Source organism: Mycobacterium sp. OAS707 (assembly GCF_014873705.1).
GTDB lineage: Bacteria > Actinomycetota > Actinomycetes > Mycobacteriales > Mycobacteriaceae > Mycobacterium.
In genome coordinates this window covers 175263-200122 of the sequence record NZ_JADBDS010000001.1, presented here as the reverse complement: position 1 = coordinate 200122, position 24860 = coordinate 175263, and the positions used below count along the sequence as shown (strand labels likewise).

Annotated in this window: 23 protein-coding genes; 13 read left to right on the top strand and 10 right to left on the bottom strand. The window is 65.9% G+C overall.

From position 1 onward, the window contains the following. Positions 1-4: 4 nt before the first annotated feature. A complete protein-coding gene (locus tag GGC64_RS00955; protein ID WP_192720590.1) occupies positions 5-475 on the bottom strand; it encodes a cupin domain-containing protein in 471 nt (156 codons plus the stop codon). Between the two features lie 137 nt (positions 476-612). Between GGC64_RS00955 and GGC64_RS00950 the strand changes: the two genes are divergently transcribed. After that, a complete protein-coding gene (locus tag GGC64_RS00950) occupies positions 613-1983 on the top strand; it encodes a DNA polymerase IV (protein WP_370582052.1) in 1371 nt (456 codons plus the stop codon). Here the strand turns inward: GGC64_RS00950 and GGC64_RS00945 are convergent. Further along, positions 1948-2880: an asparaginase gene (locus tag GGC64_RS00945; RefSeq protein WP_192720588.1), complete on the bottom strand. Its 933-nt coding sequence runs from the start codon at positions 2878-2880 to the stop codon at positions 1948-1950. The two genes, GGC64_RS00950 and GGC64_RS00945, sit on opposite strands and share 36 nt — an antisense overlap. Before the next feature lie 42 nt (positions 2881-2922). Here GGC64_RS00945 and lspA point away from each other — a divergent pair, with 42 nt between their 5' ends. The 7 genes from lspA (at position 2923) to GGC64_RS34985 (ending at position 7956) form a co-directional block, all read left to right on the top strand. After that, positions 2923-3486, top strand: coding sequence for a signal peptidase II (gene lspA, locus GGC64_RS00940; RefSeq protein WP_192720587.1), 564 nt, complete (start codon positions 2923-2925; stop codon positions 3484-3486). Further along, a complete protein-coding gene (locus tag GGC64_RS00935; protein ID WP_192720586.1) occupies positions 3483-4412 on the top strand; it encodes an RluA family pseudouridine synthase in 930 nt (309 codons plus the stop codon). The genes lspA and GGC64_RS00935 overlap by 4 nt, the downstream gene beginning before the upstream one ends. Continuing rightward, positions 4409-5311, top strand: a complete 903-nt coding sequence (rarD, locus tag GGC64_RS00930) for an EamA family transporter RarD (RefSeq protein WP_192720585.1) — start codon at positions 4409-4411, stop codon at positions 5309-5311. The genes GGC64_RS00935 and rarD overlap by 4 nt, the downstream gene beginning before the upstream one ends. 30 nt (positions 5312-5341) lie before the next feature. Continuing rightward, positions 5342-5719: a YciI family protein gene (locus GGC64_RS00925; protein WP_192720584.1), complete on the top strand. Its 378-nt coding sequence runs from the start codon at positions 5342-5344 to the stop codon at positions 5717-5719. Further along, positions 5704-6924 carry an RNA polymerase sigma factor gene (locus GGC64_RS00920; protein WP_370581925.1) on the top strand — a complete coding sequence of 407 codons (1221 nt, stop codon included), beginning with the start codon at positions 5704-5706 and terminating at the stop codon, positions 6922-6924. Before GGC64_RS00925 ends, GGC64_RS00920 begins: the two co-directional genes overlap by 16 nt. Before the next feature lie 31 nt (positions 6925-6955). Next, positions 6956-7690, top strand: coding sequence for a TetR/AcrR family transcriptional regulator (locus tag GGC64_RS00915; RefSeq protein WP_192720583.1), 735 nt, complete (start codon positions 6956-6958; stop codon positions 7688-7690). Between the two features lie 131 nt (positions 7691-7821). Further along, a complete protein-coding gene (locus GGC64_RS34985; RefSeq protein WP_255528841.1) occupies positions 7822-7956 on the top strand; it encodes a hypothetical protein in 135 nt (44 codons plus the stop codon). On the opposite strand, the gene GGC64_RS00910 is transcribed toward GGC64_RS34985, so the two are convergent. After that, positions 7953-8276: a helix-turn-helix domain-containing protein gene (locus GGC64_RS00910; RefSeq protein WP_192720582.1), complete on the bottom strand. Its 324-nt coding sequence runs from the start codon at positions 8274-8276 to the stop codon at positions 7953-7955. The genes GGC64_RS34985 and GGC64_RS00910 overlap by 4 nt on opposite strands. A 38-nt stretch (positions 8277-8314) precedes the next feature. On the opposite strand from GGC64_RS00910, the gene GGC64_RS00905 reads away from it, so the two are divergent. Both GGC64_RS00905 and dnaE read left to right on the top strand, forming a co-directional pair. Then, positions 8315-8875, top strand: coding sequence for a carboxymuconolactone decarboxylase family protein (locus tag GGC64_RS00905; RefSeq protein ID WP_192720581.1), 561 nt, complete (start codon positions 8315-8317; stop codon positions 8873-8875). A 71-nt stretch (positions 8876-8946) separates the two neighbouring features. Continuing rightward, complete coding sequence (dnaE, locus tag GGC64_RS00900) at positions 8947-12477, top strand: DNA polymerase III subunit alpha (protein ID WP_192720580.1); 3531 nt, start codon at positions 8947-8949, stop codon at positions 12475-12477. On the opposite strand, the gene GGC64_RS00895 is transcribed toward dnaE, so the two are convergent. Then, positions 12474-13307, bottom strand: coding sequence for a class I SAM-dependent methyltransferase (locus GGC64_RS00895; protein WP_192720579.1), 834 nt, complete (start codon positions 13305-13307; stop codon positions 12474-12476). The two genes, dnaE and GGC64_RS00895, sit on opposite strands and share 4 nt — an antisense overlap. A gap of 36 nt (positions 13308-13343) precedes the next feature. Next, complete coding sequence (locus tag GGC64_RS00890) at positions 13344-14090, bottom strand: hypothetical protein (protein ID WP_225951127.1); 747 nt, start codon at positions 14088-14090, stop codon at positions 13344-13346. 29 nt (positions 14091-14119) lie between these two features. Between GGC64_RS00890 and GGC64_RS00885 the strand changes: the two genes are divergently transcribed. Beyond that, on the top strand, positions 14120-14521 hold the full coding sequence (locus GGC64_RS00885; protein ID WP_192720578.1) for an SRPBCC family protein: 402 nt from the start codon (positions 14120-14122) through the stop codon (positions 14519-14521). Here GGC64_RS00885 and GGC64_RS00880 read toward each other — a convergent pair. Then, the gene (locus GGC64_RS00880) at positions 14518-14715 is read right to left on the bottom strand and encodes a hypothetical protein (RefSeq protein WP_192720577.1); all 198 of its coding nucleotides are present in this window, start codon (positions 14713-14715) and stop codon (positions 14518-14520) included. The genes GGC64_RS00885 and GGC64_RS00880 overlap by 4 nt on opposite strands. A gap of 87 nt (positions 14716-14802) precedes the next feature. Here GGC64_RS00880 and GGC64_RS00875 point away from each other — a divergent pair, with 87 nt between their 5' ends. Together GGC64_RS00875 and ilvA are read left to right on the top strand one after the other, a co-directional pair. Continuing rightward, positions 14803-15240, top strand: a complete 438-nt coding sequence (locus tag GGC64_RS00875) for a nitroreductase family deazaflavin-dependent oxidoreductase (RefSeq protein WP_192720576.1) — start codon at positions 14803-14805, stop codon at positions 15238-15240. A 29-nt stretch (positions 15241-15269) separates the two neighbouring features. Beyond that, the gene (ilvA, locus tag GGC64_RS00870) at positions 15270-16559 is read left to right on the top strand and encodes a threonine ammonia-lyase IlvA (protein ID WP_192720575.1); all 1290 of its coding nucleotides are present in this window, start codon (positions 15270-15272) and stop codon (positions 16557-16559) included. Here ilvA and treZ read toward each other — a convergent pair. From treZ to GGC64_RS00850, 4 genes are read right to left on the bottom strand one after another with little or no spacing between them, the layout of a single operon-like run. Then, positions 16533-18275 (bottom strand): malto-oligosyltrehalose trehalohydrolase, encoded by a 1743-nt coding sequence (treZ, locus tag GGC64_RS00865; RefSeq protein WP_192720574.1) that lies wholly within the window; start codon positions 18273-18275, stop codon positions 16533-16535. The two genes, ilvA and treZ, sit on opposite strands and share 27 nt — an antisense overlap. Continuing rightward, positions 18268-20472 carry a malto-oligosyltrehalose synthase gene (treY, locus tag GGC64_RS00860; RefSeq protein ID WP_192720573.1) on the bottom strand — a complete coding sequence of 735 codons (2205 nt, stop codon included), beginning with the start codon at positions 20470-20472 and terminating at the stop codon, positions 18268-18270. Before treY ends, treZ begins: the two co-directional genes overlap by 8 nt. A 5-nt stretch (positions 20473-20477) precedes the next feature. After that, positions 20478-22625: a glycogen debranching protein GlgX gene (glgX, locus tag GGC64_RS00855; protein WP_192720572.1), complete on the bottom strand. Its 2148-nt coding sequence runs from the start codon at positions 22623-22625 to the stop codon at positions 20478-20480. Then, positions 22625-24802 (bottom strand): acyltransferase family protein, encoded by a 2178-nt coding sequence (locus tag GGC64_RS00850; protein WP_192720571.1) that lies wholly within the window; start codon positions 24800-24802, stop codon positions 22625-22627. Before GGC64_RS00850 ends, glgX begins: the two co-directional genes overlap by 1 nt. Between the last annotated feature and the right edge of the window lie 58 nt (positions 24803-24860).

Genomic DNA, 24860 nt, shown 5'->3' with positions numbered 1-24860 from the left:
ATTGCTAGTTGCCCGGGTGGATGTCGTCGACCCACCGCACGTGCTCGGGTTCGACTTCCACATCAGGCAAGTCCAGGTTGACGACGACCGGTTCCTGGTCGCTGCGCACGACGACGCACGAGAGGGGTTCGTCGGGGCTTGCGTTGATCTCCTGGTGCGGCACGTACGGCGGGACGTAGATGAAGTCGCCGGGGCCTGCTTCGGCGGTGAACTCGAGACGGTCGCCCCATCGCATCCTGGCCCGGCCCGCGACGACGTAGATCACGCTCTCGAGGTGCCCGTGGTGATGCGGTCCGGTCTTGGCATCGGGATGGATGACAGCCGTGCCTGCCCACAACTTGTCGGCCCCCGCAGTGGCGGCATTGATCGCTGCCGCGCGATTCATGCCGGGCGTCTGCGCGGTGTTGGTGTCCAGTTCGTCGGCGTGCACGATTCGTACGCCGTTGAGGCGATAGTCGGTCTTCTCGGTAGGCATCAAAACCTCTCTCAACGGAGCCGCACTTTCCAGCGCTGTCAACAAATGATGACGCTTTGCAGAAGAGTGTCCCTCGGGGACACGGTCGGCGAGGTCGGGCGGTGGCCATAGCATCGGGAACCGTGGATTCGCGCTGGGTGCTGCACTTCGACATGGACGCGTTCTTCGCGTCCGTCGAGCAGCTGACCCGGCCAACCCTGCGGGGGCGTCCCGTGCTCGTCGGCGGGCTGGGCGGCCGCGGTGTTGTCGCAGGGGCAAGCTACGAGGCCCGCGTCTATGGCGCCCGATCGGCGATGCCCATGCATCAGGCTCGCCGCCTGGTCGGCGCCCCGGCCGTGGTGTTACCGCCACGCGGCGTGGTCTACGGCGTAGCCAGCCGCCGCGTGTTCGAGACCGTCCGAACGCTGGTGCCCGTCCTCGAGCAGCTCTCGTTCGACGAAGCCTTCGGCGAGCCAACCGAGCTTTCCGGCGCTGACGCCGCAGACGTCGACGCGTTCTGCCGACACCTCAAGGACCGGATCCGCGAGGAGACGGGCCTGGTCGCATCCGTCGGTGCGGGATCGGGCAAGCAGATCGCCAAGATCGCCTCGGACCTGGCCAAGCCGAACGGCATCCGGGTGGTGCGCCGCGACGAGGAAACCGTTCTGCTGCACAGCCTTCCGGTGCGCCGGCTGTGGGGCATCGGGCCCGTGGCCGAGGAGAAACTGCACCGGCTCGGTATCGACACCGTAGGCCAGCTTGCGGCGCTGACGGACGCCGAGGCCGCGAACATCCTCGGGGCGACAGTCGGCCCCTCGCTGCACCGCCTAGCGCAGGGCATCGACGATCGACCGGTCGCCGAGAACGCTCCGGCCAAACAGATCAGCGCAGAATCGACCTTCCCCGAAGACCTGACAACCCTCGACCAGTTGCGGGAAGCCGCAGGGCCGATCGGCGAGCATGCGCATGCACGGTTGGAGAAAGACGGTCGCGGGGCCCGCACCGTGACGGTGAAGCTGAAGAAGTCCGACATGAGCATTCTGACGCGGTCGGCCACGCTGCCGTACGCGACAACGGACGCCCCGACCTTGATCGCGATGGCAAGGCGGCTGCTGCTCGACCCTGTCGAAATCGGCCCGATTCGCCTTGTCGGCGTTGGCTTTTCGGGGCTGTCCGATGTGCGCCAGGAGTCGCTGTTTCCGGACCTCGAGCTGATGGCCGAGGAAGTGTCCGACACGCAGCTGCCGCAGACGGTCAGTGACCTGGCCGCCACCGCGCCGGCATGGCGCGTCGGCGACGACGTGGTCCACCCCGAACACGGGCACGGCTGGATTCAGGGCGCGGGCCACGGCGTGATGACCGTGCGGTTCGAGACCCGCAGCACCGGGCCGGGGCCCGTGCACACATTTCCCGACGACACCCCCGGCATCGAGCGGGCCAACCCGGTCGACAGCCTGGACTGGCCGGACTTCGTCAGCGAGTTGGCGGCCCGCTCAGCCCCAGCGGCCGAGGACCTCCTCGACGGGTGAGCCGGCAGCCAAGGTGGCCATCAGCAGCACGCGGGCCTGCGCCGCCGGTAGCCGCGGCACCAGCACCGCTCCCGCGTCGACAAGGTCCCTGCCCGGGCCGTAACCGGCGGTGACCTTCCCGCCGGGCACCCGCGTGGACACCGCGACCGCCACCCCGTTGCGGCAATGCCGCCGCACCCCTTCGATCACCGCCGCGCCTGCGTTACCCGCGCCGAGGGCCTCCAGCACGATGCCGCGAGCGCCCGCCTCGACACAGGCGTCCATCGCGACCGCGTCTGCGCCGGGATACACCGCGACGGTGTCAACGCGCGGCGCGTCCGCCCCGGACAGTGGACCGAGAAACGGCCGGTCCTTGGACCGCTGCGCGATGAACCGCCCGTCGGCGACGCTGCCGAGCACGTCGCCCGTGAAGCCGCGCATGTCACCCGTCGCAGACTTCTGCAGTCCCAGCGGCTGCCACACCGTGCCTGCCAGTGTCACCAAGACGCCTTGCCCACGGGCCCGCGCGCTGGCGGCCAACGTCAGCGCATCACGCAGATTCCCGGGTCCGTCGGCGTCGGGCGCGTCGGCGCTGTGCAGCGCGCCGGTGACCACCACGGGCATCTCGCCGTCATAGGTCAGCTCGAGCCAGAGCGCCGTCTCCTCCATGGTGTCGGTGCCGTGAGCGATGACCACACCGGTGGCTTCATCGTTCTTGCAGGCCGACAGCACCGAGGCGCGGATTTGGTCCCAGTGCGCGGGTGTCAATTGCGAACTGTCCATCGCCATCAGATCGACGACGTCGACGTCGAGACCGGCGGTCAGGTCCGCGCCGCTGCGGGTCGGTCGCTTGACCCCGGTGTCGTCGCTGCTGGTGGCTATGGTGCCGCCGGTGGTGACGACGACGAGGCGACCCATGGGGGAATCATTTCAAATCCAGTCTCCTGCGATGATGGGGGAGTGACTGATGAATCCCCGGGCACGGCCGAACCCGTGACTGACGAGGAGGCGCCGCAGCAGCCTGCACATAAGCGGCTGCGTCTGCTCCTGACTGTCGCCGGGGTCGTGCTGGTCCTCGACATCGTCACGAAAGTTCTCGCGGTGCGGTTGCTGACCCCGGGTCAGCCGGTGTCGATCGTCGGCGACACCATCACGTGGACGTTGGTGCGCAATTCCGGCGCGGCGTTCTCGATGGCGACCGGCTACACCTGGGTGTTGACCTTGATCGCGACAGGCGTCGTGATCGGCATCATCTGGATGGGCAGGCGACTGGTCTCGCCGTGGTGGGCGATCGGACTCGGCATGATCCTCGGCGGCGCCATGGGCAACCTGGTCGACCGGTTCTTCCGCTCACCGGGACCGCTGCGCGGGCACGTGGTGGACTTCCTGTCGATCGGTTGGTGGCCGGTGTTCAACGTCGCTGACCCGTCGGTGGTCGGCGGGGCGATCCTGCTGGTTGCCTTGTCGCTGTTCGGTTTTGACTTCGACACCGTCGGCCGCCGCAAGGCCGACTCGTCCGAGTGACGACCCGCTCGATGCCAGTCCCGGAGGGACTGGCGGGGATGCGCGTCGACGCCGGGCTGGCGCGGCTGCTCGGGCTGTCGCGAACGGCGGCCGCGGCGCTGGCCGAGGACGGCGGCGTCGAGGTCGACGGCGCCCCCGCCGGCAAGTCCGACAAGCTCACCGCAGGCGCGTGGCTGGAGGTGCGGCTCCCCGAAGCGCCTGCGCCGGTGGAGAATACGCCCGTCGACATCGAGGGCATGGAGATCCTCTACTCCGATGCCGACATCGTCGCCGTCGACAAGCCGCCAGGCGTTGCCGCGCATGCGACCGTCGGATGGCACGGGCCGACGGTGCTCGGCGGGCTCGCCGCTGCGGGTTTCCGGATCAGCACGTCGGGGATCCACGAACGGCAGGGGATCGTGCACCGCCTGGATGTCGGCACCTCGGGCGTCATGGTGGTCGCGCTGTCGGAACGCGCCTACACCGTACTCAAGCGGGCGTTCAAACAGCGCACCGTCGAAAAGCGGTATCACGCACTGGTGCAGGGGCATCCCGATCCGTCCAGTGGGACCATCGACGCGCCGATCGGGCGCCACCGCGGACAGGACTGGAAGTTCGCGGTGACCGAACAGGGCCGGCACAGCGTCACGCACTACGACACACTCGAGGCGCACCAGGCGGCAAGCCTGCTCGACATCGAACTGGAAACCGGACGCACCCACCAGATCCGGGTGCACTTCGCCGCATTGCACCATCCATGCGCGGGGGACATCACGTACGGCGCCGATCCGACCTTGGCGAAAAAGCTTGGCCTGCAACGCCAGTGGCTGCATGCGCGATCGCTGGCGTTCGCCCACCCCGCCGACGGCAGGCGCGTGGAGATCACCAGCCCCTATCCGCACGACTTGCAGCATGCGCTCGACGTGTTGCGCAACCACGAACTGTGAGCGATTCACGTCGCTCCGGGTTGCTCTTCGGCGTCGGCGCGTACGCGTCGTGGGGCCTGTTCCCGGCGTTCTTCCCGCTGCTGAAGCCCGCCAGCGCATTCGAGATCCTGGCCCACCGAATCATCTGGTGCGTGGCGCTGATGGTCGTTGTCATCGCGGCGGTGCGGCGGCTCGGCGATATCCGCCAGATCACCGGGCGCACTTGGCTGTTGCTGACGTTGGCGTCGGCCCTCATCTCGATCAACTGGGTGATCTACATCTACGCGGTGAACAACGGCCACGTCGTGGACGCCGCGCTCGGCTACTTCATCAACCCACTGGTGACGGTGGCGCTGGGGCTACTGGTCTTCCGCGAGCGGCTCAACCGCGCACAGTTCGCGGCGTTGGGCATCGCGGTGATCGCGGTGGTGGTGCTGACGGTGGAAGTCGGCTCGCTGCCCGTGATCGGGCTCGGCCTGGCACTGTCGTTCGGTCTCTACGGGGCGATCAAGAAGGTGGTGCCCGTCGACCCGCGGGTCAGCGTCGGCATCGAGGCTGGACTGGCTGCGCCCTTCGCGGTCGCCTACATCGTGGTGCTGCAGGTGACGAACCGCGGCACCTTCACCGACCACGGCCCGGGTCACGTGGTGCTGATGATCCTGTCCGGAGTGTTCACGGCGCTGCCGCTGCTGCTGTTCGCCGCCGCTGCTCAGCGGTTGCCACTGGTGACGATGGGCTTGCTGTTCTACCTGACCCCGGCCATGCAGCTGACCTGGGGTGTGGTCGTCGGCCATGAGCCGATGCCGCCGGCGCGGTGGTTGGGCTTCGGGTTGATCTGGGTGGCGCTGGCGGTGTTCACCGCCGACGCATTGTGGCGGTCCCGTGTCGATCGGCGGGCACTCGAATCGTCATCTCCGTAGTGACACCATCGAGTCAGAGAGGACCACGCCATGAGGTACTGCCTGTTGATGCATTACCAGGAGGGCACAGAAGTCGGATTGACCGAGGAGGACATGGCGCCGGCCATGGCAGCCTTCCAGCAGTACGCCGACGACTTGTCGGACGCCGGTGTGCTGATCGACACCGAGGTGCTCGAATCCGTCGTCGCCACCACCACCGTCACCGCCCACGCGGGCACGCCCGAAATCCAGGACGGCCCGTTCGCCGACACCAAGGAGAAACTCGGCGGCATCTTCGTCATCGAGGTCGATGACCTCGATGAGGCGCTGAAGTGGGCGCAACGCAATCCGGCCAACGGCTGGGGCTGGATCGAGATCCGTCCGGTGGCGCGGACATACGCCGCCGACCGCGGGTGGTACCACCCCTAGCAGTCCAGTCCCTGGTCGCTGAGCTCACCCGGGACTCCTACGGCAGACTGTTGGCGGTGCTGGCGGCGCCGACGCGCGATCTCGCCGCCGCCGAGGATGCGCTGGCCGACGCGTTCGAACGCGCGCTGGCCCGGTGGCCCGACGACGGCATACCCGCGAACCCCGAAGGCTGGCTGCTGACGGTGGCACGCAACCGATTGCGCGACCTCTGGAAATCCTCCGGCTACCGGATGACCCAGCCATTGGACGAAATCGATTATTACCCAACATCTTTGGATGACGCCATGCCCGCTGTACCGGACCGGCGGCTGGAGCTGATGTTGGTCTGCGCACATCCGGCGATCGCCCCGAACATCCGCACGCCGCTGATGTTGCAGTCCGTGCTCGGCGTCGAGGCCACCGCGATCGCCACCGCTTTCGCCGTTGAACCCGCGACCATGGCACAGCGTCTGGTGCGGGCCAAGAAACGCATCCGCGACGCAGGCATCCCGTTTGTGCTGCCCGAACGCGACGACCTCGCCAAGCGACTGCCCGCGGTCCTCGAAGCGGTTTACGGTGCCTATTCGATTGATTGGCAACTTGCGCCGCAGGGCGCGCCGATCGAATCGCTGTCCGCCGAAGCGTTGCATCTGGCGCTCGTACTCGCCGAGTTGCTGCCCGATGAGCCGGAGGTGCTTGGTCTCGCCGCGTTGGTGTGCCTGTCGGAGGCGCGCCGACCGGCTCGGCGCACCACCGACGGCGCCTTCGTCCCGCTCGACGAACAGGACACCACCCTTTGGGATGCGGCACTGATTGCGCGTGGCGAGGGTCTGTTGCGCCGCGCATACGAGCACCACACTCCTGGCCGGTTCCAGTACGAGGCGGCGATCCAGTCCGCCCATTGCGCCAGGGCCACCCACGGCGCCGTCGACCTGGATGTGCTGAGCAAGCTGCACCGGGCACTGCTGCGAATCGCGCCGTCGCTGGGCGCGGCCGTGGCCGCTGCGGCGGTCGACGGGCAACTCGACGGACCCGAGGCGGGGCTGCGCCGTCTTGACGCGATCGATGACCCGGCCGCCGCGCGCTTTCAGCCGTTTTGGGCCACGCGGGCGCATCTGCTTGCCGAGGCGGGGCGGCCCGCGGAAGCGGCGAAAGCGTTCCGCCGAGCCATCGAACTCACCACGGATCCCGGGGTTGCTGACTATCTTTTCTGGCGTTTGCGTTGAAAACCCACTAGCAATGACTTAGCGTTTGCTCGTGGGGAGCGACGCTGAGCAGTTTTCCGGGGGCAGGGGACGCGGCCGTCCAGTCGGCGCCGACTCGGCTGAGACGCGCGCGCGCATTCTTCGCGCAGCGCGTGAAGTGATCAACGAACGCGGGTACGAGGCCGCCAACTTTCAGGCCATCGCGTCTCGTGCAGGGCTGAGTCGGCCCACCATGCACTACTACTTTCACGCCCGCGAGGAGATCTACGACTGCCTCATCGCAGAGGCGTATTCGATTGTCGCCGACTGCATTGCCCAAGCGAAACGTCAAGATACCCTGCTGAACCAGCTGACGACCTTCGCCGTGGCCGCGGACCGATCGGGCTTCGCGGATCAGTCGATGTTGCGATTCGTCATCACCGCCCGGTTGGAATCACATCGCAGTCCAAGCCTTCGGGAGCACCCCGGGCCGGTGGTCGCCGCCGTGCAGGAGTTCTATGCCTCGGTCATCGATGACGCGATGGCCCGTGGCGAGATTCCCGCCGAAACCGATGGCCCCGCAGTGGTGAGCATGTTGCTCGCGATGTTCCTGGGAATGGGCTTCTACGCCGGATTTATTGTCGAACACAACAACATGGCCGAGATTGCCAAGCAACTTCACCGGCTGATGACAAGGGGATTGCTAGATCAGCGGAAGAACGGCAGAACGCTCAGCTTGACCGCTCCCGTCCCTGCGGCCGTCGGCGCCGATGGGCTTTCCCACGTCTGGCCCGAACTGACTGGTTGATCTTGTCACCGCAGGTCAGCCACCGATCGGGGCCACCCTGACGGTGGCATGACCTTTTCGAGGGCAACCGCTTTGGTTTTCGAGGGAAACACCCGATTCCTACCGCGGAGGACCGCAATAGCGTGCTGTCCATGGTCGGCATCTGGTTGGCAGTCCTCATCGCCGCGTTCGTCGCGGCGGGGGTGCTCGTGCAAATCGGCTGGGAATTGCATCCGATGCCCACCGTCAGACGGGTGCTGCGGCGCGGACGGTCGCGGATCGACTAACGCCTCTCGGCCACCCACTGGTGGGCCCAGTCCTGCAGCGGCTCAAGCGCAGTCATCAGCGCACGGCCCTGATCGGTGAGCCGGTATCCGCCGGCATCGTGGTCGACGATCCCGAGGTCTCGCAGCTCGCGGAGCCGGGTGTTGAGCGAACCGGGATTGGTCTCGCAGGCGGCCTGCAACGCCCGGAACGTCAATGGGCCGCCACGCAGTTCCCAGAGCGCGCGCAGCGCGCCGCGACGGCCAAGCGTGTCGAGAGCCACCATGATCGGTCTGCCTGACGTCGAGCCACGTACCGGCGATCCGATCCTCGGGGAAGTCATGCTTCACATTTTGTAGCACCGATGCGTAGAGTGCCAGCATGACAAGCTATAAAATCCATAGCGCGCGGATCGCCCCGGCATCGGCACCGCTGGAATCCGACATGCAAGAGGCGATCGACGCGATCATGCGGGGCGCGCCGCCGCTGGTGCTCTTCACGACGATGGCCCGTGATCGACGGCTGTTCTTCAAGTTCTTCAACTCGGGCCTGCTCGACCGCGGCCACCTGACGATTCGGCAGCGCGAGATCGTCATCGACCGCGTGACGGCAATGTGCGGCGCCGAATACGAATGGGGCGTGCACGTGGCCGTTTTCGCGGCCAAGGCCGGGTTGACCGAAGCGCAGATAGCGTCGCTGGTGGCGGGCGGGCCCGACGACACGTGTTGGGCCGACGAAGACCGGGTGCTCATCCGGTTGTGCGACAGCCTGGAGCAGACTTGCTCGGTCGACGACGACATCTGGACGCAGTTGGCTGCACACCACAGCGACGAGGCGATCCTCGAACTGCTCATGCTCGCAGGCACCTACCGGACTGTGAGTTATCTCGTGAACAGTCTGCGGCTGCCGCTGGAGCCTGGCGCGCGCCGGTTCCCCGGTTGAGGCACGCCGGCAAAGACACGCACAGCGACACGCCGAGAAGTGTCGGACCGCGGCCATAGACTGGCTCCCCTATGAACTCTTCCTTCGTGCACCTCCACAACCACACCGAGTACTCGATGTTGGATGGTGCCGCGAAGGTCAAGCCGATGCTCGCCGAGGCGGAGCGGCTTCAGATGCCCGCCATCGGGATGACCGATCACGGAAACATGTTCGGCGCCAGCGAGTTCTACAACGCCGCCACCGATGTGGGCATCAAGCCGATCATCGGGATCGAGGCCTACATCGCACCTGCGTCGCGCTTCGAAACCAAGCGCATCCTGTGGGGTGACCCAAGCCAGAAGAGCGACGACGTTTCGGGCAGCGGGTCCTACACCCACCTGACCATGGTCGCCGAGAACGCAACCGGCCTGCGCAACCTGTTCAAGCTCTCCTCGCTGGCCTCGTTCGAGGGTCAGCTCGGCAAGTGGTCGCGGATGGATGCCGAACTCATCGCCGAGCACGCGTCGGGCATCATCGCCACCACCGGCTGCCCGTCGGGCGAGGTGCAGACACGGCTGCGGCTCGGTCACGAACGTGAGGCGCTGGAATCGGCAGCCAAGTGGCGCGAGATCTTCGGTCCGGACAACTACTTCCTCGAGCTGATGGACCACGGTCTCGACATCGAGCGCCGGGTGCGCGACGGGCTGCTCGAAATCGGCCAGAAACTCGGGATCCCACCGCTGGCCACCAACGACTGCCACTACGTCACCCGCGACGCGGCACACAACCACGAGGCGCTGCTGTGCGTCCAGACCGGTAAGACGCTGTCGGATCCGAACCGGTTCAAGTTCGACGGCGACGGTTACTACCTGAAATCCGCCGAGGAGATGCGGCGGATCTGGGACGCCGACATTCCCGGCGCCTGTGACTCGACATTGTTGATCGCCGACCGGGTGCAGTCCTACTCCGATGTGTGGGAACTGCGCGACCGCATGCCGATCTTCCCGGTGCCCGAAGGGCACGACCAGGCGTCGTGGTTGAAGCACGAGGTGGACGCCGGGCTCGCCCGTCGCTTCCCCTCCGGCGTGCCGCAGGACTACGTCGACCGTGCGGCCTACGAGATCGAGGTGATCTGCGCCAAGGGCTACCCGTCCTACTTTCTGATCGTGGCGGACCTGGTGAGCTACGCCCGCTCTGTCGATATCCGGGTTGGGCCGGGTCGCGGTTCGGCGGCCGGCTCGCTGGTCGCCTATGCGCTACGCATCACCGACATCGACCCGATCGAACACGGGCTGCTGTTCGAGCGGTTCCTGAACCCCGAGCGCGCGTCGATGCCCGATATCGACATCGACTTCGACGACCGCCGCCGCGGTGAGATGGTGCGGTATGCCGCCGACAAGTGGGGGAGCGACCGGGTCGCGCAGGTCATCACCTTCGGCACCATCAAAACCAAAGCGGCGCTGAAGGATTCGGCCCGCATCCATTACGGCCAGCCGGGCTTCGCGATCGCCGACCGGATCACCAAGGCGCTGCCACCGCCGATCATGGCCAAGGACATCCCGCTGTCCGGGATCACCGATCCGAACCACGAGCGGTACAAGGAGGCCGCCGAGGTTCGCGGGCTCATCGACACCGACCCCGATGTGCGCACCATCTACGAAACCGCGCGGGGTCTCGAGGGCCTGATCCGTAACTCGGGCGTGCACGCCTGCGCGGTGATCATGAGCAGTGAGCCGCTGACCGAGGCCATCCCGCTGTGGAAACGGCCGCAGGACGGCGCGATCATCACCGGCTGGGACTACCCGTCGTGTGAGGCCATCGGCCTGTTGAAGATGGACTTCCTGGGGCTGCGCAACCTGACGATCATCGGCGACGCGCTGGAGAACATCAAGGCCAACAGGGGAGTCGACCTCGACCTCGAGTCGGTCCCGCTCGACGATCCCGCGACCTACCAACTGCTCGGCCGCGGCGACACCCTCGGCGTCTTCCAGCTCGACGGCGGGCCGATGCGCGATCTGCTGCGCCGCATGCAGCCGACCGGTTTCCAGGACGTCGTCGCAGTGATCGCGCTGTACCGGCCTGGCCCGATGGGCATGAATGCCCACAACGACTACGCCGACCGCAAGAACGGCAAGCAGGCCATCAAGCCGATCCATCCCGAGCTCGAGGAGCCGCTGCGCGACATTCTCGCCGAGACGTACGGCTTGATCGTCTACCAAGAGCAGATCATGCGCATCGCGCAGAAGGTGGCCGGCTACTCGCTCGCCCGAGCAGACATTCTGCGAAAAGCCATGGGCAAGAAGAAGCGTGAAGTTCTCGAGAAGGAGTTCGAAGGCTTCTCGGAGGGCATGAAGGCCAACGGGTTCTCGGCCGCGGCCATCAAGGCGCTGTGGGACACGGTGCTGCCGTTCGCGGACTACGCGTTCAACAAGTCCCACGCCGCGGGCTACGGCCTGGTGTCCTATTGGACGGCCTATCTGAAGGCCAACTATCCGGCCGAGTACATGGCGGGCTTGCTGACGTCGGTCGGCGACGACAAGGACAAGGCCGCGGTGTACCTGGCCGACTGCCGCCGACTGGGCATCACCGTGCTACCGCCGGACGTCAACGAATCGAGCCTGAACTTCACCTCGGTCGGCGAGGACATCCGCTACGGCCTGGGTGCGGTCCGCAACGTCGGCGCCAATGTCGTTGCGTCCCTTGTCGCTACGCGTACCGACAAGGGCAAGTACATCGACTTCTCGGACTACCTGAACAAGATCGAGATCGGCCCGTGCAACAAGAAGGTGACGGAATCCCTGATCAAGGCGGGGGCGTTCGACTCGCTCGATCACCCGCGCAAGGGGCTGTTCCTTATTCACACCGACGCCGTCGACTCGGTGCTGGGCACCAAGAAGGCCGAAGCGATGGGTCAGTTCGACCTCTTCGGCGGTGCGGACACCGCGACCGATGCGGTGTTCACCATCAAGGTGCCCGACGAGGAGTGGGAGGACAAGCACAAGCTGGCGCTCGAGCGCGAGATGCTCGGCCTCTACGTCTCGGGACACCCGTTGAACGGCATCGCTCATCTGCTTGCGGCGCAAGTCGATACGCAGATCCCGGCCATCCTCTCTGGCGATGTCGCCAACGACACGCAGGTGCGCGTCGGCGGAATTCTGGCCTCCGTCAACCGGCGGGTGAACAAAAACGGCTTACCGTGGGCCTCAGCACAATTGGAAGACCTCACCGGCGGCATCGAGGTGCTGTTCTTCCCGCAGACGTACTCGACGTTCGGAGCGGAGATCGCCGACGACGCAGTGGTACTGGTGGGAGCCAAGGTTGCCATCCGCGACGACCGCATCTCGCTGATCGCCAACGAGCTTGTGGTGCCGGACTTCTCGAGTGCCCAGGCGAACCGTCCGCTGGCCGTCAGCCTGCCGACGCGGCAATGCACCGTCGACAAGGTGACCGCGCTCAAGCAGGTGCTGGCGCGCCACCCCGGCACCTCGCAGGTGCATCTGCGATTGATCAGCGGTGAGCGCATCACCACACTGGAGCTTGATGCCTCGCTGCGGGTGACGCCGTCGTCGGCGTTGATGGGCGACCTGAAGGCACTGCTCGGGCCGGGCTGCCTCGGCGGCTAGAACGCGTAGCGCAGGATGCGCGCCTTGCGTGCGCCTGCCTTGCTCTTGCCGGACAGCTTTGTCGCCACCCGGATCCATCCGGGAAACAGGTCGACCTCGGGCTGGTGCGCCAGGCTGGCTTCCTCGACCAATGTCAGCCGCCGGTTCCACATCTCCGGATGGTGTGCGTCCTTGAAACCCGCATAACCCCATTGGCTTCCGACGTCCTTGAACATCTTCTGCGGGGAGAGCTTGATCGCGACTCGGCTGACCCAGCCGATGCGGCCATAGTCGTTGAATGCGAGCTCGCCGGAGCTGAAGTAGTCGGTGATGCGCCGGAAGATGCTCACGATCACCGCTTCGGACAGGAACGCGAACAACCCGTCAGCGACCAGAATTGTCGGGCGGTCGGCGGGAATGCCATCGGGCCAATGCTTTTCGGAAAGGGACGCGGGCACCGAATGCGAGTGCGGGTGGGCCGGCAACACCTCGTCGCGAAGTGACATGATCCCAGGCAGGTCCACGCTGTACCAGTCCACCGTCGAGGGCGGGTCGACACGATAGACGCCGCTGTCCAGTCCCGCGCCGAGGTCAACCACGACGGCGTCCCGGTGCTTTCGGATGAACGCGCGCACCCGGTCGTCGAGCATCTTCGCCCGTAGCGCCGTCTGGCAGACGACGCTGGTCTGCACGCCCAGACCCGCGAAGTCGTAGTCGATCTGGCCGACGACCTCGTCGGCCAGCCGGTCGGCGAGAATCGGTCGTGCCCACCGGCTGTCCAGCGCCCTGGCATATTGAGTGAGGAACGCGGTCTGCTCGACTGGCGTGAGTTCGGTAGTGGCAATTCCCATGTCCGCCAACGATACTCCGCTTTTCAGGCTGAACAATCAGCCCAAAACGTTCACCGCCCTTGCGATTACGAGCGCGATGGTGGTCACCGCCACCAGGCTCTGCACCGCCATCATTCCCTTGGCCCAACGGGCCAGCGGCATCGTGTCGGTTGGAGAAAAGGCCATCGCGTTGGTCAGGCTGACGTACAGATAGTCGACGAACGTCGGACGCCACCCCGGTTTGACCAGCTTCGCGGTGTCGGGGTCCATCTGCGGAAACATGAAGTCCGGGTAGGGCTGTTCGCCCGCACGCCGGGCGAACGGGCCGCCGCGGTCCAGTTCCCAGTACCAGATGCCGAACACGATGATGTTGGTCACGAAGACCGCCCCGCCGCTGCCCAGCAACACCGCAGCCTTGTTGCTGACCTCACCAGTGAGGATGCGAACGTCCAGCAGCACCGCCGAAAGCGTGTTGTCCAGGGTGATGGCGGCGAGCAGCACCCAGGTGGCGTATCGGCCGAGCCGTGTCGCGTTGGTGAGTTTCAGCGGGTTGAGCCACAGCAGCACCGCAATGAGAAGCAACTCGAGCCCGACCAGCGGCCAGCGGGGGACCACGGTGTAGCTCTTCGGGATTGCCAGTTGCAGACCGATCACGGCGACGAGCGCGAACAGCACTGGCAATCGGCTCTCGGGATCGCCGGGCCGCAGCCACGACGGTAGATGGCGTTCGGCGCCGGAGGCCAAGCGCTCTGCGCGCTTGAGGAATTCGTCGACCGCCGCCGAGGGTTCGGGTGTCGTGTCCATCAGGTCAGTGTGTGCGACACGATAAGGGGATGGAATCGCGACACGTCAGCATTTGGATCGAAGCCGCCCCAGAAGTCGTCTACGAGTTCGCCGCCGACCCACAAACCTGGCCGCAGTGGGCCGCCGGACTCGCCGCAGGCGAACTTCGGCAGACCGCCGACGGCTGGGTCGCCGATTCCCCGATGGGCCAGGTGACGGTCGAGTTCGCGCCGCCGAACCAGTTCGGCGTGCTCGACCACGTGGTCCGGCTGCCGTCGGGCGAGGCCGTCTACAACCCGCTGCGGGTGATTCCCGCAGGCATCGGGGAGCCCCGCTGTGAGGTGTTGTTCACGGTGCGGCGACGCGACGGCATGACGTCAGCCGAATTCGATGCCGATGCTGCCGCGGTGGCCGCTGACCTCGAGGCGCTACGGCGGCTGCTGGAGAACTAACGCTCAGACGACTGGAACGGGCGCAGGGCCAGCCAGACCACGGTGCCGGCTGCTGCAGCGGCAAGGACCGAGGGTGCGGCGCTGCCGGTGGCGACCGCGACGATCACCAGGACCAGGAAGCCGATGGCGAGCGCCAGCAGCTTGTAGACCGGCCACGCCACGCCGGCGATGTTGACTTCGTCGCGCACGGTCATGAGGTGACGATAGCTCGCAACCGAGTTTTCGGTCAACCGAAACACCGGCCTGAATGGGCACTTCGGTAGCGGGTCTACGCTGGTGCGATGCCACTTTCCGGAGAGTACGAAGCAAGCCCGTGGGACTGGGTCCGCAAGGACGCCGACAGGATCCTCGAGACCGGCACCACCGACGGCAGCGAGATGAAGGGCAAGCCGATCATCCTGCTGACCACGATCGGCGCCAAGACCGGCAAGGTGCGGAAGACGCCGCTGATGCGCGTCGAGCACGACGGCCAGTACGCGGTCGTCGCGTCTCTCGGCGGGGCGCCGAAGAACCCGGTCTGGTACTACAACATCAAGGCACACCCGCGGGTCGAGTTGCAGGACGGCGACGTCACCAAGGAATACGAGGCGCGCGAGGTCACGGGTGACGAGAAGGCCGTCTGGTGGGAGCGTGCGGTCGAGGCCTGGCCGGACTACGCGGAGTACCAGACCAAGACGGACCGGCAGATTCCTGTCTTCGTGCTGACCCCGATTAACTGAAAACCGCTGGTTGGTGGCACTATTGTTCGGTGTCCGCTGAACTGAGCCAGAGCCGTCGTACTGGAATGTCTGCGCCGCTTTCCGCCGCAGATATCGACGAGGCTGCTCAGCGAATTTCCGGCGTGGTGCTGCGCAGCCCGCTGCAGTACAGCGAGCGGCTGTCGGAGGCCACGGGCGCGACCGTCTACCTCAAGCGCGAGGATCTGCAGGCGGTCCGCTCCTACAAGCTGCGCGGCGCGCACAACCTGCTGATGCAGCTGTCCGAGGACGAGAAGGCCGCGGGCGTGGTCTGCTCGTCGGCGGGCAACCATGCGCAGGGCTTCGCGATGGCGTGCCGCTCGATGGGCGTGCACGGCCGGGTGTACGTGCCGGCCAAAACGCCGAAGCAGAAGCGCGACCGCATCCGCTATCACGGCCGCGAGTTCATCGAGCTGATCGTGGGCGGCAAGACCTACGACGTCGCCGCAGCCGCGGCACTCGATGACGTCGCCCGCACGGGTGCCACGCTGGTGCCGCCGTACGACGATCTGCGCACGATGGCCGGCCAGGGCACCATCGCCGTCGAGATACTCGATCAACTCGACGGTGAGCCCGACCTGGTGATCGTGCCCGTCGGTGGTGGTGGCTGCATCAGCGGCGTCACCACCTATCTGGCCGAACGCACGGCCAATACCTCGGTGTTGGGCGTCGAACCGGCAGGCGCCGCCGCAATGGTCGCCGCGCTAGCCAATGGCGAACCCGTCACGCTGGAGCACGTCGACCAGTTCGTCGACGGCGCTGCGGTCGCGCGCGCGGGCTCGCTGCCGTATGCGGCGCTCTCCGCGGCAGGTGACATGGTGTCGATCACCACGGTCGACGAGGGCGCGGTGTGCACCGCGATGCTCGACCTCTATCAGAACGAGGGCATCATCGCCGAGCCCGCAGGCGCGCTGTCGGTGGCCGCAGTGATGGAGGCCGACATCGAGCCGGGATCGACTGTGGTGTGCCTGATTTCGGGCGGCAACAACGACGTGTCGCGGTACAACGAGGTGCTCGAACGCTCGCTGGTCCACCTCGGGCTCAAGCACTACTTCCTCGTCGACTTCCCACAGGAACCCGGTGCGCTGCGGCGGTTCCTCGACGACGTGCTCGGCCCGAACGACGACATCACCCTGTTCGAGTACGTCAAGCGCAACAACCGCGAAACGGGTGAGGCGCTCGTCGGCATCGAACTGAGTTCGGCCGCCGATTTCGAAGGCCTGCTCGACCGGATCAAGGCCTCCGACATCCACGTCGAGACTTTGGAGCCGGGCTCACCCGCGTACCGCTACCTGCTCTGATCGCAACACCGCGACTGAGTGTGGCGCCAATACCGTTGAGCCGTACCTGACTTCGGGCTCGCCCCATGCCAACGCGACCTTGCCGGTGGCCGGGACCTCGACGGCATCGGTGCCAAGGTTGCACGCGATCGCCAACGATCCTCGGTGCATGACCACCCACCGGTCGGCTTCGTCATAGTCGACGCGCATGTGGTCCAGCCAAGGATCGGCCAAGTCAGGTTCGTTGTGCCGCAACGCGATCAGCTGCCGATAGAACCGCCGCAGCCTGCCATGCTCGCCCTCGTCGATCTCGGCCCAGTTCAACTTGGACCGTTGGAAGGTCGCGGGGTCCTGGGGATCCGGAATCGCGTCGGCGTCCCAGCCGTGTTCGGCGAACTCACGCTTGCGTCCCTCGGCGGTCGCCCTCGCCAACTCCGGCTCCGGATGCGAGCTGAAGAACTGGAACGGCGATGACGAGCCCCATTCCTCGCCCATGAAAAGCATTGCGGTATACGGTGATCCAAGGGCGAGCGCCGCCTTGACGGCCAGTTGACCAAAGCTCAGATTCTGCGAGGGCCGGTCCCCGACCGCGCGGTTGCCGACCTGGTCGTGCGTCAGCGTGTACGCCAGCAGCCGTGTCGCAGGGATGCTGGTCGTGTCGAGCGGACGTCCGTGGCGGCGATGCCGGAACGACGAGTACGTCCCCGCGTGGAAGTAGCCGTGCGTCAACGTCTGCGCCAACGCCTCCATCGAACCGAAATCCGAGTAGTAGCCCTGCTGCTCGCCCGACACCGCCGCGTGGATGGCGTGGTGGATGTCGTCGTCCCACTGCGCGGTCATTCCGTATCCGCCGCGGTCACGGGGAGTGATCAACCTGGGGTCGTTGAGGTCGCTCTCCGCGATCAGCGAAAGGGGGCGGCCCAACTCCTGTGCCAGGGCGTCGGTTTCGCCGGCCAGCTCTTCGAGAATGTGGATGGCGGTGGTGTCGACAAGCGCGTGCACGGCGTCGAGTCGAAGGCCGTCGGCGTGAAACTCACGCATCCATCGCAGCGCACATTCGATGATGTAGCGACGCACCTCGTCGGCGTCCGCATCGGAGATGTTGATCGACTCGCCCCACGGGTTGCTGCCCGACGACAGGTACGGCCCGAATTGCGGCAGGTAATTGCCTGACGGGCCAAGGTGATTGAACACCGCGTCGATCAGCACCCCGAGCCCACGCTGATGACAGGCATTGATCAGCCGCACGAGCCCGTCGGGCCCGCCATACGGCTCGTGTACCGCATACCAGAGCACGCCGTCGTAACCCCAGCCGTGTGTCCCGCCGAACGCGTTGACCGGCATCAGCTCGACGAAATCGACGCCCAGATCGACCAGATAGTCCAGTTTTTCGATCGCCGAGTCGAATGTGCCTGCCGGCGTGAAGGTGCCGACGTGCAACTCGTAGATGACGCGGCCTTCGATCGACAGGCCCTGCCAGCCACCGTCTGACCACGCGGCCGCGGCGGGCTGCCACAACTGCGAGCGTTCGTGCACGCCGTCGGGCTGACGGGCGGAGCGAGGATCCGGTAGCACCTTCGGATCGTCGTCGAGGACGAAGCCGTACCGCGCATCGGGTCGGGCGTCGACTGATGCCCGCCACCAGCCGTCGTCGGACCGCGTCATCGGATACAGGGTGCCCTCCACGTCGAGGCGCACCTGGTGCGGCCGCGGCGCCCACACCGCGAAGTCAGTCATCGGCCCGCTCCAGCAGCGCGACAGCGGACCCGGCGAACAGATCGGAGGCCGAGACCTTTCCGCTGAATCGGCCCCCGCCGATGCGGTCCGTCCAGGTGCCTGCGGGAAACGTCAATGTCGTATCGCCCCAACCGGTTTCAGCAAGGCGAACCGAATGCCGGGTGACGGCGGTCACCACGTCGTCTCCTCGCAGGAAAGCGACCAGATGCTCGGCGCCCGCGCCTTCTGCCAGCAGCGGCGTGTAGTCGCCGTTGGTGAATGTGTCGGGGCGGTCGCGGCGCAGTCGCAGCGCCGACCTCGTGATGTTCATCTTCGGATGCTGTGACGCCTGCCGCCGCGTCGGGTAGTCCACGGGTCGCCGGTTGTCCGGATCGACAAGGCTGTCTTCCCACAGTTCGGTGCCCTGATACACGTCGGGCACCCCTGGGGCTGTCAACGCCACCAGTTTCTGGCCGAGGCTGTCGTTGCGCACGTGTTCATCGAGTCGGGCGACCAGCGAGGTGAGTTCTGCCCCGACCGGACCGTCCATCACTGCATCCAGCCACGCGTGCAGATCGGATTCGAACGCGGTGTCCGGATCATTCCATGTGGTGTGCACCGCGGCTTCTCTGACGGCTTTCTCGGCGTACGCGTGCACCCGGGTGCGGAGGTCGTCGGTCACCTCACCGTCGGTCGGCCACACGCCGAACAGGTTCTGCAACAAGAACAGTCCGGTCGCGGGATCAGGCGGCGGCGCCGCGAGGACCCACTTGCCGACCAACTCCGCCCACAACGACGGCACCTGCGAGAGCACCCCGATCCGGGCCCGCACATCCTCACCGCGCTTGGTGTCGTGGGTGGTCAACGCCACCATCGCCTGCGGCCACAGCCTGGCCCTTACCGCGGCGCGCTCGTGAAACTCCGCGACGCTGACACCGAACCGTTCCGGCTCTCCACCGACCTCGTTCAGCGACACCAAGCGGGCATCCCGATAAAACAGGCAGTCCTCCATCGACTTGGCGGTCGCTGCGCCGCACAATTGCTGCAACCGGACCGCCGCTTCGGCACTGGTCGACAGCGTCGAGGCCACGATGCTCAGCGGTTGCGTCAATTCCGGTAGCGCCGTGGCGGTTTCGGCCAATGCCTCCGGCAGCACCAGGGACAACGACCGGTAGTCGGAGCGGTAGACGGGCACCCGGCTGATCAATTCCGCTACGGCGCGGGGCACGTCGGGGTGGTCGATACCGGTCGCGGAGGCGATGGTGCGATGCAACCGGGCGAGTTCGCTTGCGAGCGTGTCGGTGACGGCCTGCGCTTTCAGCCGTCGAGCCAACTGCGGCATCTCGGCGTACGTGTTGCCAGTCGAGTCGAACAACGCGGTGAGCGGGCCTGCGCCTGCGGGATCGAGAAACAGTCCGCCGATTTCGCGCAGCGCGTCGTAGCCGGTGGTGCCCGCGACGGGCAGCGTCGGCTCCAACGGTTCGCCGACGGCGAGAATCTTCTCGATCACGATCCAGGCGTCGGGCCCGACGAGTTCGCGCAGCCACCCCAGATAGCCTGCGGGGTTGGATAATCCGTCCGGATGGTCTATCCGAATGCCGTCGACGAGGCCCTCGGTGAACCATCGCTTGACCTCCACGTGCGTGGCGTCGAACACCGCGCGGTCTTCCTGGCGCAATCCAGCCAGCGACGTGATGGAGAAGAACCGCCGATACCCGCAGATGCCGTTGCGCCATCCGATCGGCCGGTAGTGCGTCTGGTCGGCGGGATAGTTCGGCGGCGCCGGATCATCGTCGGACCCCAACACCGGCAGGACGACCCGGCCGTCCGGATCGAGGTCCCAGTCGATGTCGAAGTACGACGCGTACGGTGATGCGCGACCCTTGGTCAACACGTCGAGCCACCAACGGTTCTGATTGGGGTCGTCGACGCCCACGTGGTTCGGCACGATATCGACAACGAGGCCGATATTCCGTTGCCGCGCAGCGGCGGAGAGTCGCGCTAATCCCTCGGCGCCGCCGAGCGCGGGGGAGACGGTGGTGGGATCGGTGACGTCGTAGCCATGGGTGGAGCCCTCGGCCGCGGTCAGGATCGGCGACAGATACAGGTGCGACACGCCGAGTTCGTCGAGGTAGTCCAGGATTGCGATGGCGTCGTCGAAGGTGAAGCAGTCACCGCGCATCTGCAGTCGGTAGGTCGACAGCACTGGGAAAGCCATGTGTGTCAAGCAGTCTTACGCAGCACCAGCAACGACCGCGCCTGCAGCGAGATCTTCTTGCCTGCAGTCACGACCAGGTCGGTGGACCCGGTCGCTTCGGCGGTGTCCAACGTGGCGGTCCATTCCTTGGCGTAGTTGCCCTTGGGGGTGACGAAATCCTGTGCCTTGTCATTGGCGTTGAAGCACAACAGGAACGAATCGTCGACCACGCGTTCCCCGCGTGCGTTGGGAGTCGGGATCGCATCGCCGTTGAGGAACACCGCGACGCACTTGAAGCCGGAGTCCCAGTCCTGCTGTGTCATCTCCTTGCCGGCCGGCGTCAGCCAGGCAAGGTCACGAACCTGATCGCCGCGCGCGATCGGCGCGCCTTCGAAGAAGCGGCGCCTGCGGAACACGGGATGGTCGCGCCGCAGCTTGGTGACCCGGCGGGTGAACTCGAGCAGATCGGCGTTCTTCTCACACAACGACCAGTCCATCCAGGACAACTCGGAGTCCTGGCAATACACGTTGTTGTTGCCTTGCTGGGTGCGTCCGATCTCGTCGCCGTGCGAAATCATCGGAGTGCCCTGAGAAACCATCAACGTGCCCATGATGTTGCGCATCTGCTTGGCGCGCAGCGCAAGGATGTCCGGATCGTCGGTCGGGCCTTCGACGCCGCAGTTCCACGACCGGTTGTGGCTTTCTCCGTCGCGGTTGTCCTCGCCGTTGGCCTCGTTGTGTTTCTCGTTGTACGACACGAGATCGGCCAGCGGGAAGCCGTCGTGACAGGTGACGAAGTTGATGCTCGCACCGGGCCGCCGGCCGGTGGCCTCGTAGAGGTCCGAGGATCCGGTCAGCCGCGAGGCGAACTCGCCGAGGGTCGCGGGCTCGCCCCGCCAGTAATCGCGCACAGTGTCGCGATACTTCCCGTTCCATTCGGTCCACAAACCTGGAAAATTGCCGACTTGATAGCCGCCCTCGCCGACGTCCCACGGTTCGGCGATCAACTTGACCTGGCTGACGACGGGGTCCTGCTGCACCAGATCGAAGAACGCGCTCAACCGGTCCACGTCATAGAACTCGCGGGCCAGTGCCGCGGCCAGGTCGAAGCGGAACCCGTCGACGTGCATCTCGAGGACCCAGTACCGCAGCGAATCCATGATCAACTGCAGCGTGTGCGGATGCCGCGGGTTGAGGCTGTTGCCGGTGCCGGTGAAGTCCTTGTAGAACCTCAGGTCACCGTCCTGTAGGCGGTAGTAGGCGGCGTTGTCGATGCCGCGGAAGTTGATGGTGGGGCCGAGGTGGTTGCCTTCGGCGGTGTGGTTGTAGACCACATCGAGAATGACCTCGATGCCGGCTTCGTGAAATGACCTCACCATGGTTTTGAACTCCGCGACCGCGCCGCCCGCGTGCCGGTTGGCGGCATATTGGTAGTGCGGCGCGAAGAAGCCGAATGTGTTGTAGCCCCAGTAGTTTCGCAGACCGAGTTCGAGCAGCCGGTGGTCGTGCAGGAACTGGTGCACAGGCATCAGCTCGATCGCGGTGACGTTCAGCGACTTCAGATGGTCGATGATCGCCGGATGGCCGAGCCCGGCATAGGTGCCGCGCAGTTCCTCGGGGATGCTGGGATGGGTCTGCGTCATCCCCTTGACGTGGGCTTCGTAGATGATGGTCTCGTGGTACGGCGTGCGCGGCGCGCGATCCGATGCCCACTGGAAGAACGGGTTGATCACCACGCTGGTCATGGTGTGGCCTAGTGAGTCGACCTGCGGCGGAGTGCCGCCCGACGCCAGGTCCTCGGCGTTGAGGTCGTAGGAGAACAACGCCTGGCTGAAGTCGAAGTCACCGTGGAACGACTTGCCGTACGGGTCGAGCAACAGCTTGCTCGGATCGCACCGGTGTCCGGCCGCGGGATCCCACGGGCCGTGCACGCGGAAGCCGTAGCGCTGCCCGGGAGTGACGGTGGGCAGATAGCAATGCCACACATAGCCGTCGACCTCATCGAGGTTGATGCGCTCCTCGGTGCCGTCCTTGGCGATCAGGCACAACTCCACCCGCTCGGCTACTTCGGAAAACAGCGAAAAGTTTGTCCCCGCACCGTCGTACGTGGCACCGAGGGGATAGGCCTCACCGGGCCAGACGGTGGGTACGGATGCGCGCTCGGCCGATGACATCAGGGTCGCCACCAGCCGGTGGCCAGGCCCATCTGACGGCCCAGTTCGTTGACCATCGTGCGCATGTAGGTCGTCGAGATGTGGTGGGCGTCGCGATACAGCAACACATTCCCCTCCACGGCCCGGCAGACGTCCTTGCGGCACACCGCATCACTCATGTCGAGCGGCTTCAGCAGTGGAAACTGCGCGACGAAGTCCAACGTCTGGTTGTGCTCCGACAGTACGTCGGATCGCTTGATGCCGCAGGAGATCGCGTTGCCGCCGCTGGCCAGACAGTCGGCAGGGAAGAACGGCTTGCCGTCATGGACCATCCACGGTGTATCGCGCATCGCGAGAATCGGAATGTTGTTGTCGGACAACGCTTGCCAGATGCCGATGTAGTGCGACGGCATCACATCGCCCGGCTTGATGTTCCACGGCCGGGTGGACGTGGTGAATACGAAGTCGGGATGATCGGCGATCAGTTTCGGCATGACGCGGTTGTTCCACACCCGGCATCCCGGGTACGGCCGGTTGTCACCCATCACCAACGGCATCTGCTCGGTGGTCAACGGGCAACCCATCTTCAGGTACGTCACCACCTTGAAGTGGTGCAGCTGCCCGAGTAGGTCGAGCGCGGTTATCCAGTGTTCGGCATGTGAACTGCCTGCCAGCGCGATGGTGCGGGTCGCGTCCTTGTCGCCGAAGGTGCATTCGATGACGTCGCTGTTGTCGAAATCGCTGATGCAACCGTCGGTGGTGGTCTCAGGCAGATCGTCCTTGGCTTCCAGCACGGTCGGGCGCATCGGCAGCTTGGGCACCTTGGCGTGGTTGAGCAGGGCGGTGGCTCCGGGGTAGTCGCGGATGGAAAGGGTCGCGAGCTCCTTGCCGTTTGCCCGCTGCACCGTGACGTGCTCGCGCCACCCGAACGCCGTCGCCGTCAACGCGACACCCAGCAGGCCGACGATGGAACCCAGCGCGATCGTCGGGCGACGCAGCCGAGTCCACAGCGGGACGACGGGGGTGGTTTTGGGTGCCTTCGTCGAAGCGCGGTAGCGCAGCGGGTTCTCGACATACCGCAGTGTCAGCCATGCCAGCACGCCGGAGAGCAGCAGCACCGCCGCGCCTTCGATGAAGTTGACCCGCGGCCGGCCCGTATAGGACAGCCAGAAGATCAGCAGCGGCCAGTGCCACAGGTACAAGGAGTACGCCATCGACCCGAGCGTCACGAATGGCGCGGTCGCGAGGAACCGGTTGGGGACGGGCAGGCGGCCTGCGGTCTTGCCGTCGGACTGCCGGTTGGCTGCGGAAAGGATGAACAGCATCGTCGCGCCGACGGGCACCAGCGCCCAGGGGCCAGGGAACTCCTTGACGCCGTCGATCAGCGCGCCGCACGACAGGATCGCCGCCAGCGCGACCACCGCGATCGTCGTCCGCAGCCACATCGGCCAGCGCACGTAGGGCACCACGGCGCCCAGCAATGCGCCGAGCAGCAGCTCCCATCCCCGCGCGAAGCTGTTGTAGTAGGCGGTCGCCTGATCGGCGTTGTGAGCAAATATCGCGTAGACGAACGAGGCGATGGTGAGCGCGCTCAGCAGCACCACGAATGAAATCCGCATGTACTTTCCGAGGCGGCCGCGGAACAGATAGGCGAACCCGAAGATCAACGCCAGAAACGCGATATAGAACTGTCCTTGGACCGACATCGACCAGATGTGCTGCAGCGGACTGACCGCCTCACCGGCGCGAAGGTAGTCCGCCGCGGTGTTCGCCAGCTCCCAGTTCTGGAAGTAGCCCAGGCTGGCCAAGCTCTGGTCAGCAAACGTCTCCCACCGCGTCTCCGGCTGGATCAGGATCGTCAGCACCGCCGACGCGGCGAGCACGACGACAAGCGCGGGCAGCAGCCGGCGAACAAGTCGCGTCACCTCGGGAACGGGCGATAGAGACGTGCCCGGCGTCAGCGCCGTGCGCAGCAGTCGGCCGCCGAAGAAGAAGCCCGACAGCGCCAGGAATACGTCGACGCCACCGGACACCCGGCCAAACCACACGTGGAACACCGCGACGAGCGCGATCGCGATGCCGCGCAGTCCGTCGAGATCGTGTCGGTAGAAACCCGACTCACGAGTGCCGGTGGTGGCGCGTGAGGGGGAAACCGGATCGGTGACGGCCGCCGGCCGGGGAGGGGCGAGGGTCATCATGGTCGACGGTTAATCTACCGAAGATCGCCTGGTGCCTCATGCGACAGGCGATTCGTCA

Coding starts and splice junctions, on each gene's coding strand:
- GGC64_RS00955 (WP_192720590.1), bottom strand. CDS start 475: ATGCCTACCGAGAAGACCGACTATCGCCTCAACGGCGTACGAATCGTG.
- GGC64_RS00945 (WP_192720588.1), bottom strand. CDS start 2,880: ATGGGTCGCCTCGTCGTCGTCACCACCGGCGGCACCATAGCCACCAGC.
- GGC64_RS00925 (WP_192720584.1), top strand. CDS start 5,342: ATGAGGTACTGCCTGTTGATGCATTACCAGGAGGGCACAGAAGTCGGA.
- GGC64_RS34985 (WP_255528841.1), top strand. CDS start 7,822: ATGGTCGGCATCTGGTTGGCAGTCCTCATCGCCGCGTTCGTCGCGGCG.
- GGC64_RS00910 (WP_192720582.1), bottom strand. CDS start 8,276: ATGACTTCCCCGAGGATCGGATCGCCGGTACGTGGCTCGACGTCAGGC.
- GGC64_RS00905 (WP_192720581.1), top strand. CDS start 8,315: ATGACAAGCTATAAAATCCATAGCGCGCGGATCGCCCCGGCATCGGCA.
- dnaE (WP_192720580.1), top strand. CDS start 8,947: ATGAACTCTTCCTTCGTGCACCTCCACAACCACACCGAGTACTCGATG.
- GGC64_RS00895 (WP_192720579.1), bottom strand. CDS start 13,307: ATGGGAATTGCCACTACCGAACTCACGCCAGTCGAGCAGACCGCGTTC.
- GGC64_RS00890 (WP_225951127.1), bottom strand. CDS start 14,090: ATGGACACGACACCCGAACCCTCGGCGGCGGTCGACGAATTCCTCAAG.
- GGC64_RS00885 (WP_192720578.1), top strand. CDS start 14,120: ATGGAATCGCGACACGTCAGCATTTGGATCGAAGCCGCCCCAGAAGTC.
- GGC64_RS00880 (WP_192720577.1), bottom strand. CDS start 14,715: ATGACCGTGCGCGACGAAGTCAACATCGCCGGCGTGGCGTGGCCGGTC.
- GGC64_RS00875 (WP_192720576.1), top strand. CDS start 14,803: ATGCCACTTTCCGGAGAGTACGAAGCAAGCCCGTGGGACTGGGTCCGC.
- treZ (WP_192720574.1), bottom strand. CDS start 18,275: ATGACTGACTTCGCGGTGTGGGCGCCGCGGCCGCACCAGGTGCGCCTC.
- treY (WP_192720573.1), bottom strand. CDS start 20,472: ATGGCTTTCCCAGTGCTGTCGACCTACCGACTGCAGATGCGCGGTGAC.
- glgX (WP_192720572.1), bottom strand. CDS start 22,625: ATGTCATCGGCCGAGCGCGCATCCGTACCCACCGTCTGGCCCGGTGAG.
- GGC64_RS00850 (WP_192720571.1), bottom strand. CDS start 24,802: ATGATGACCCTCGCCCCTCCCCGGCCGGCGGCCGTCACCGATCCGGTT.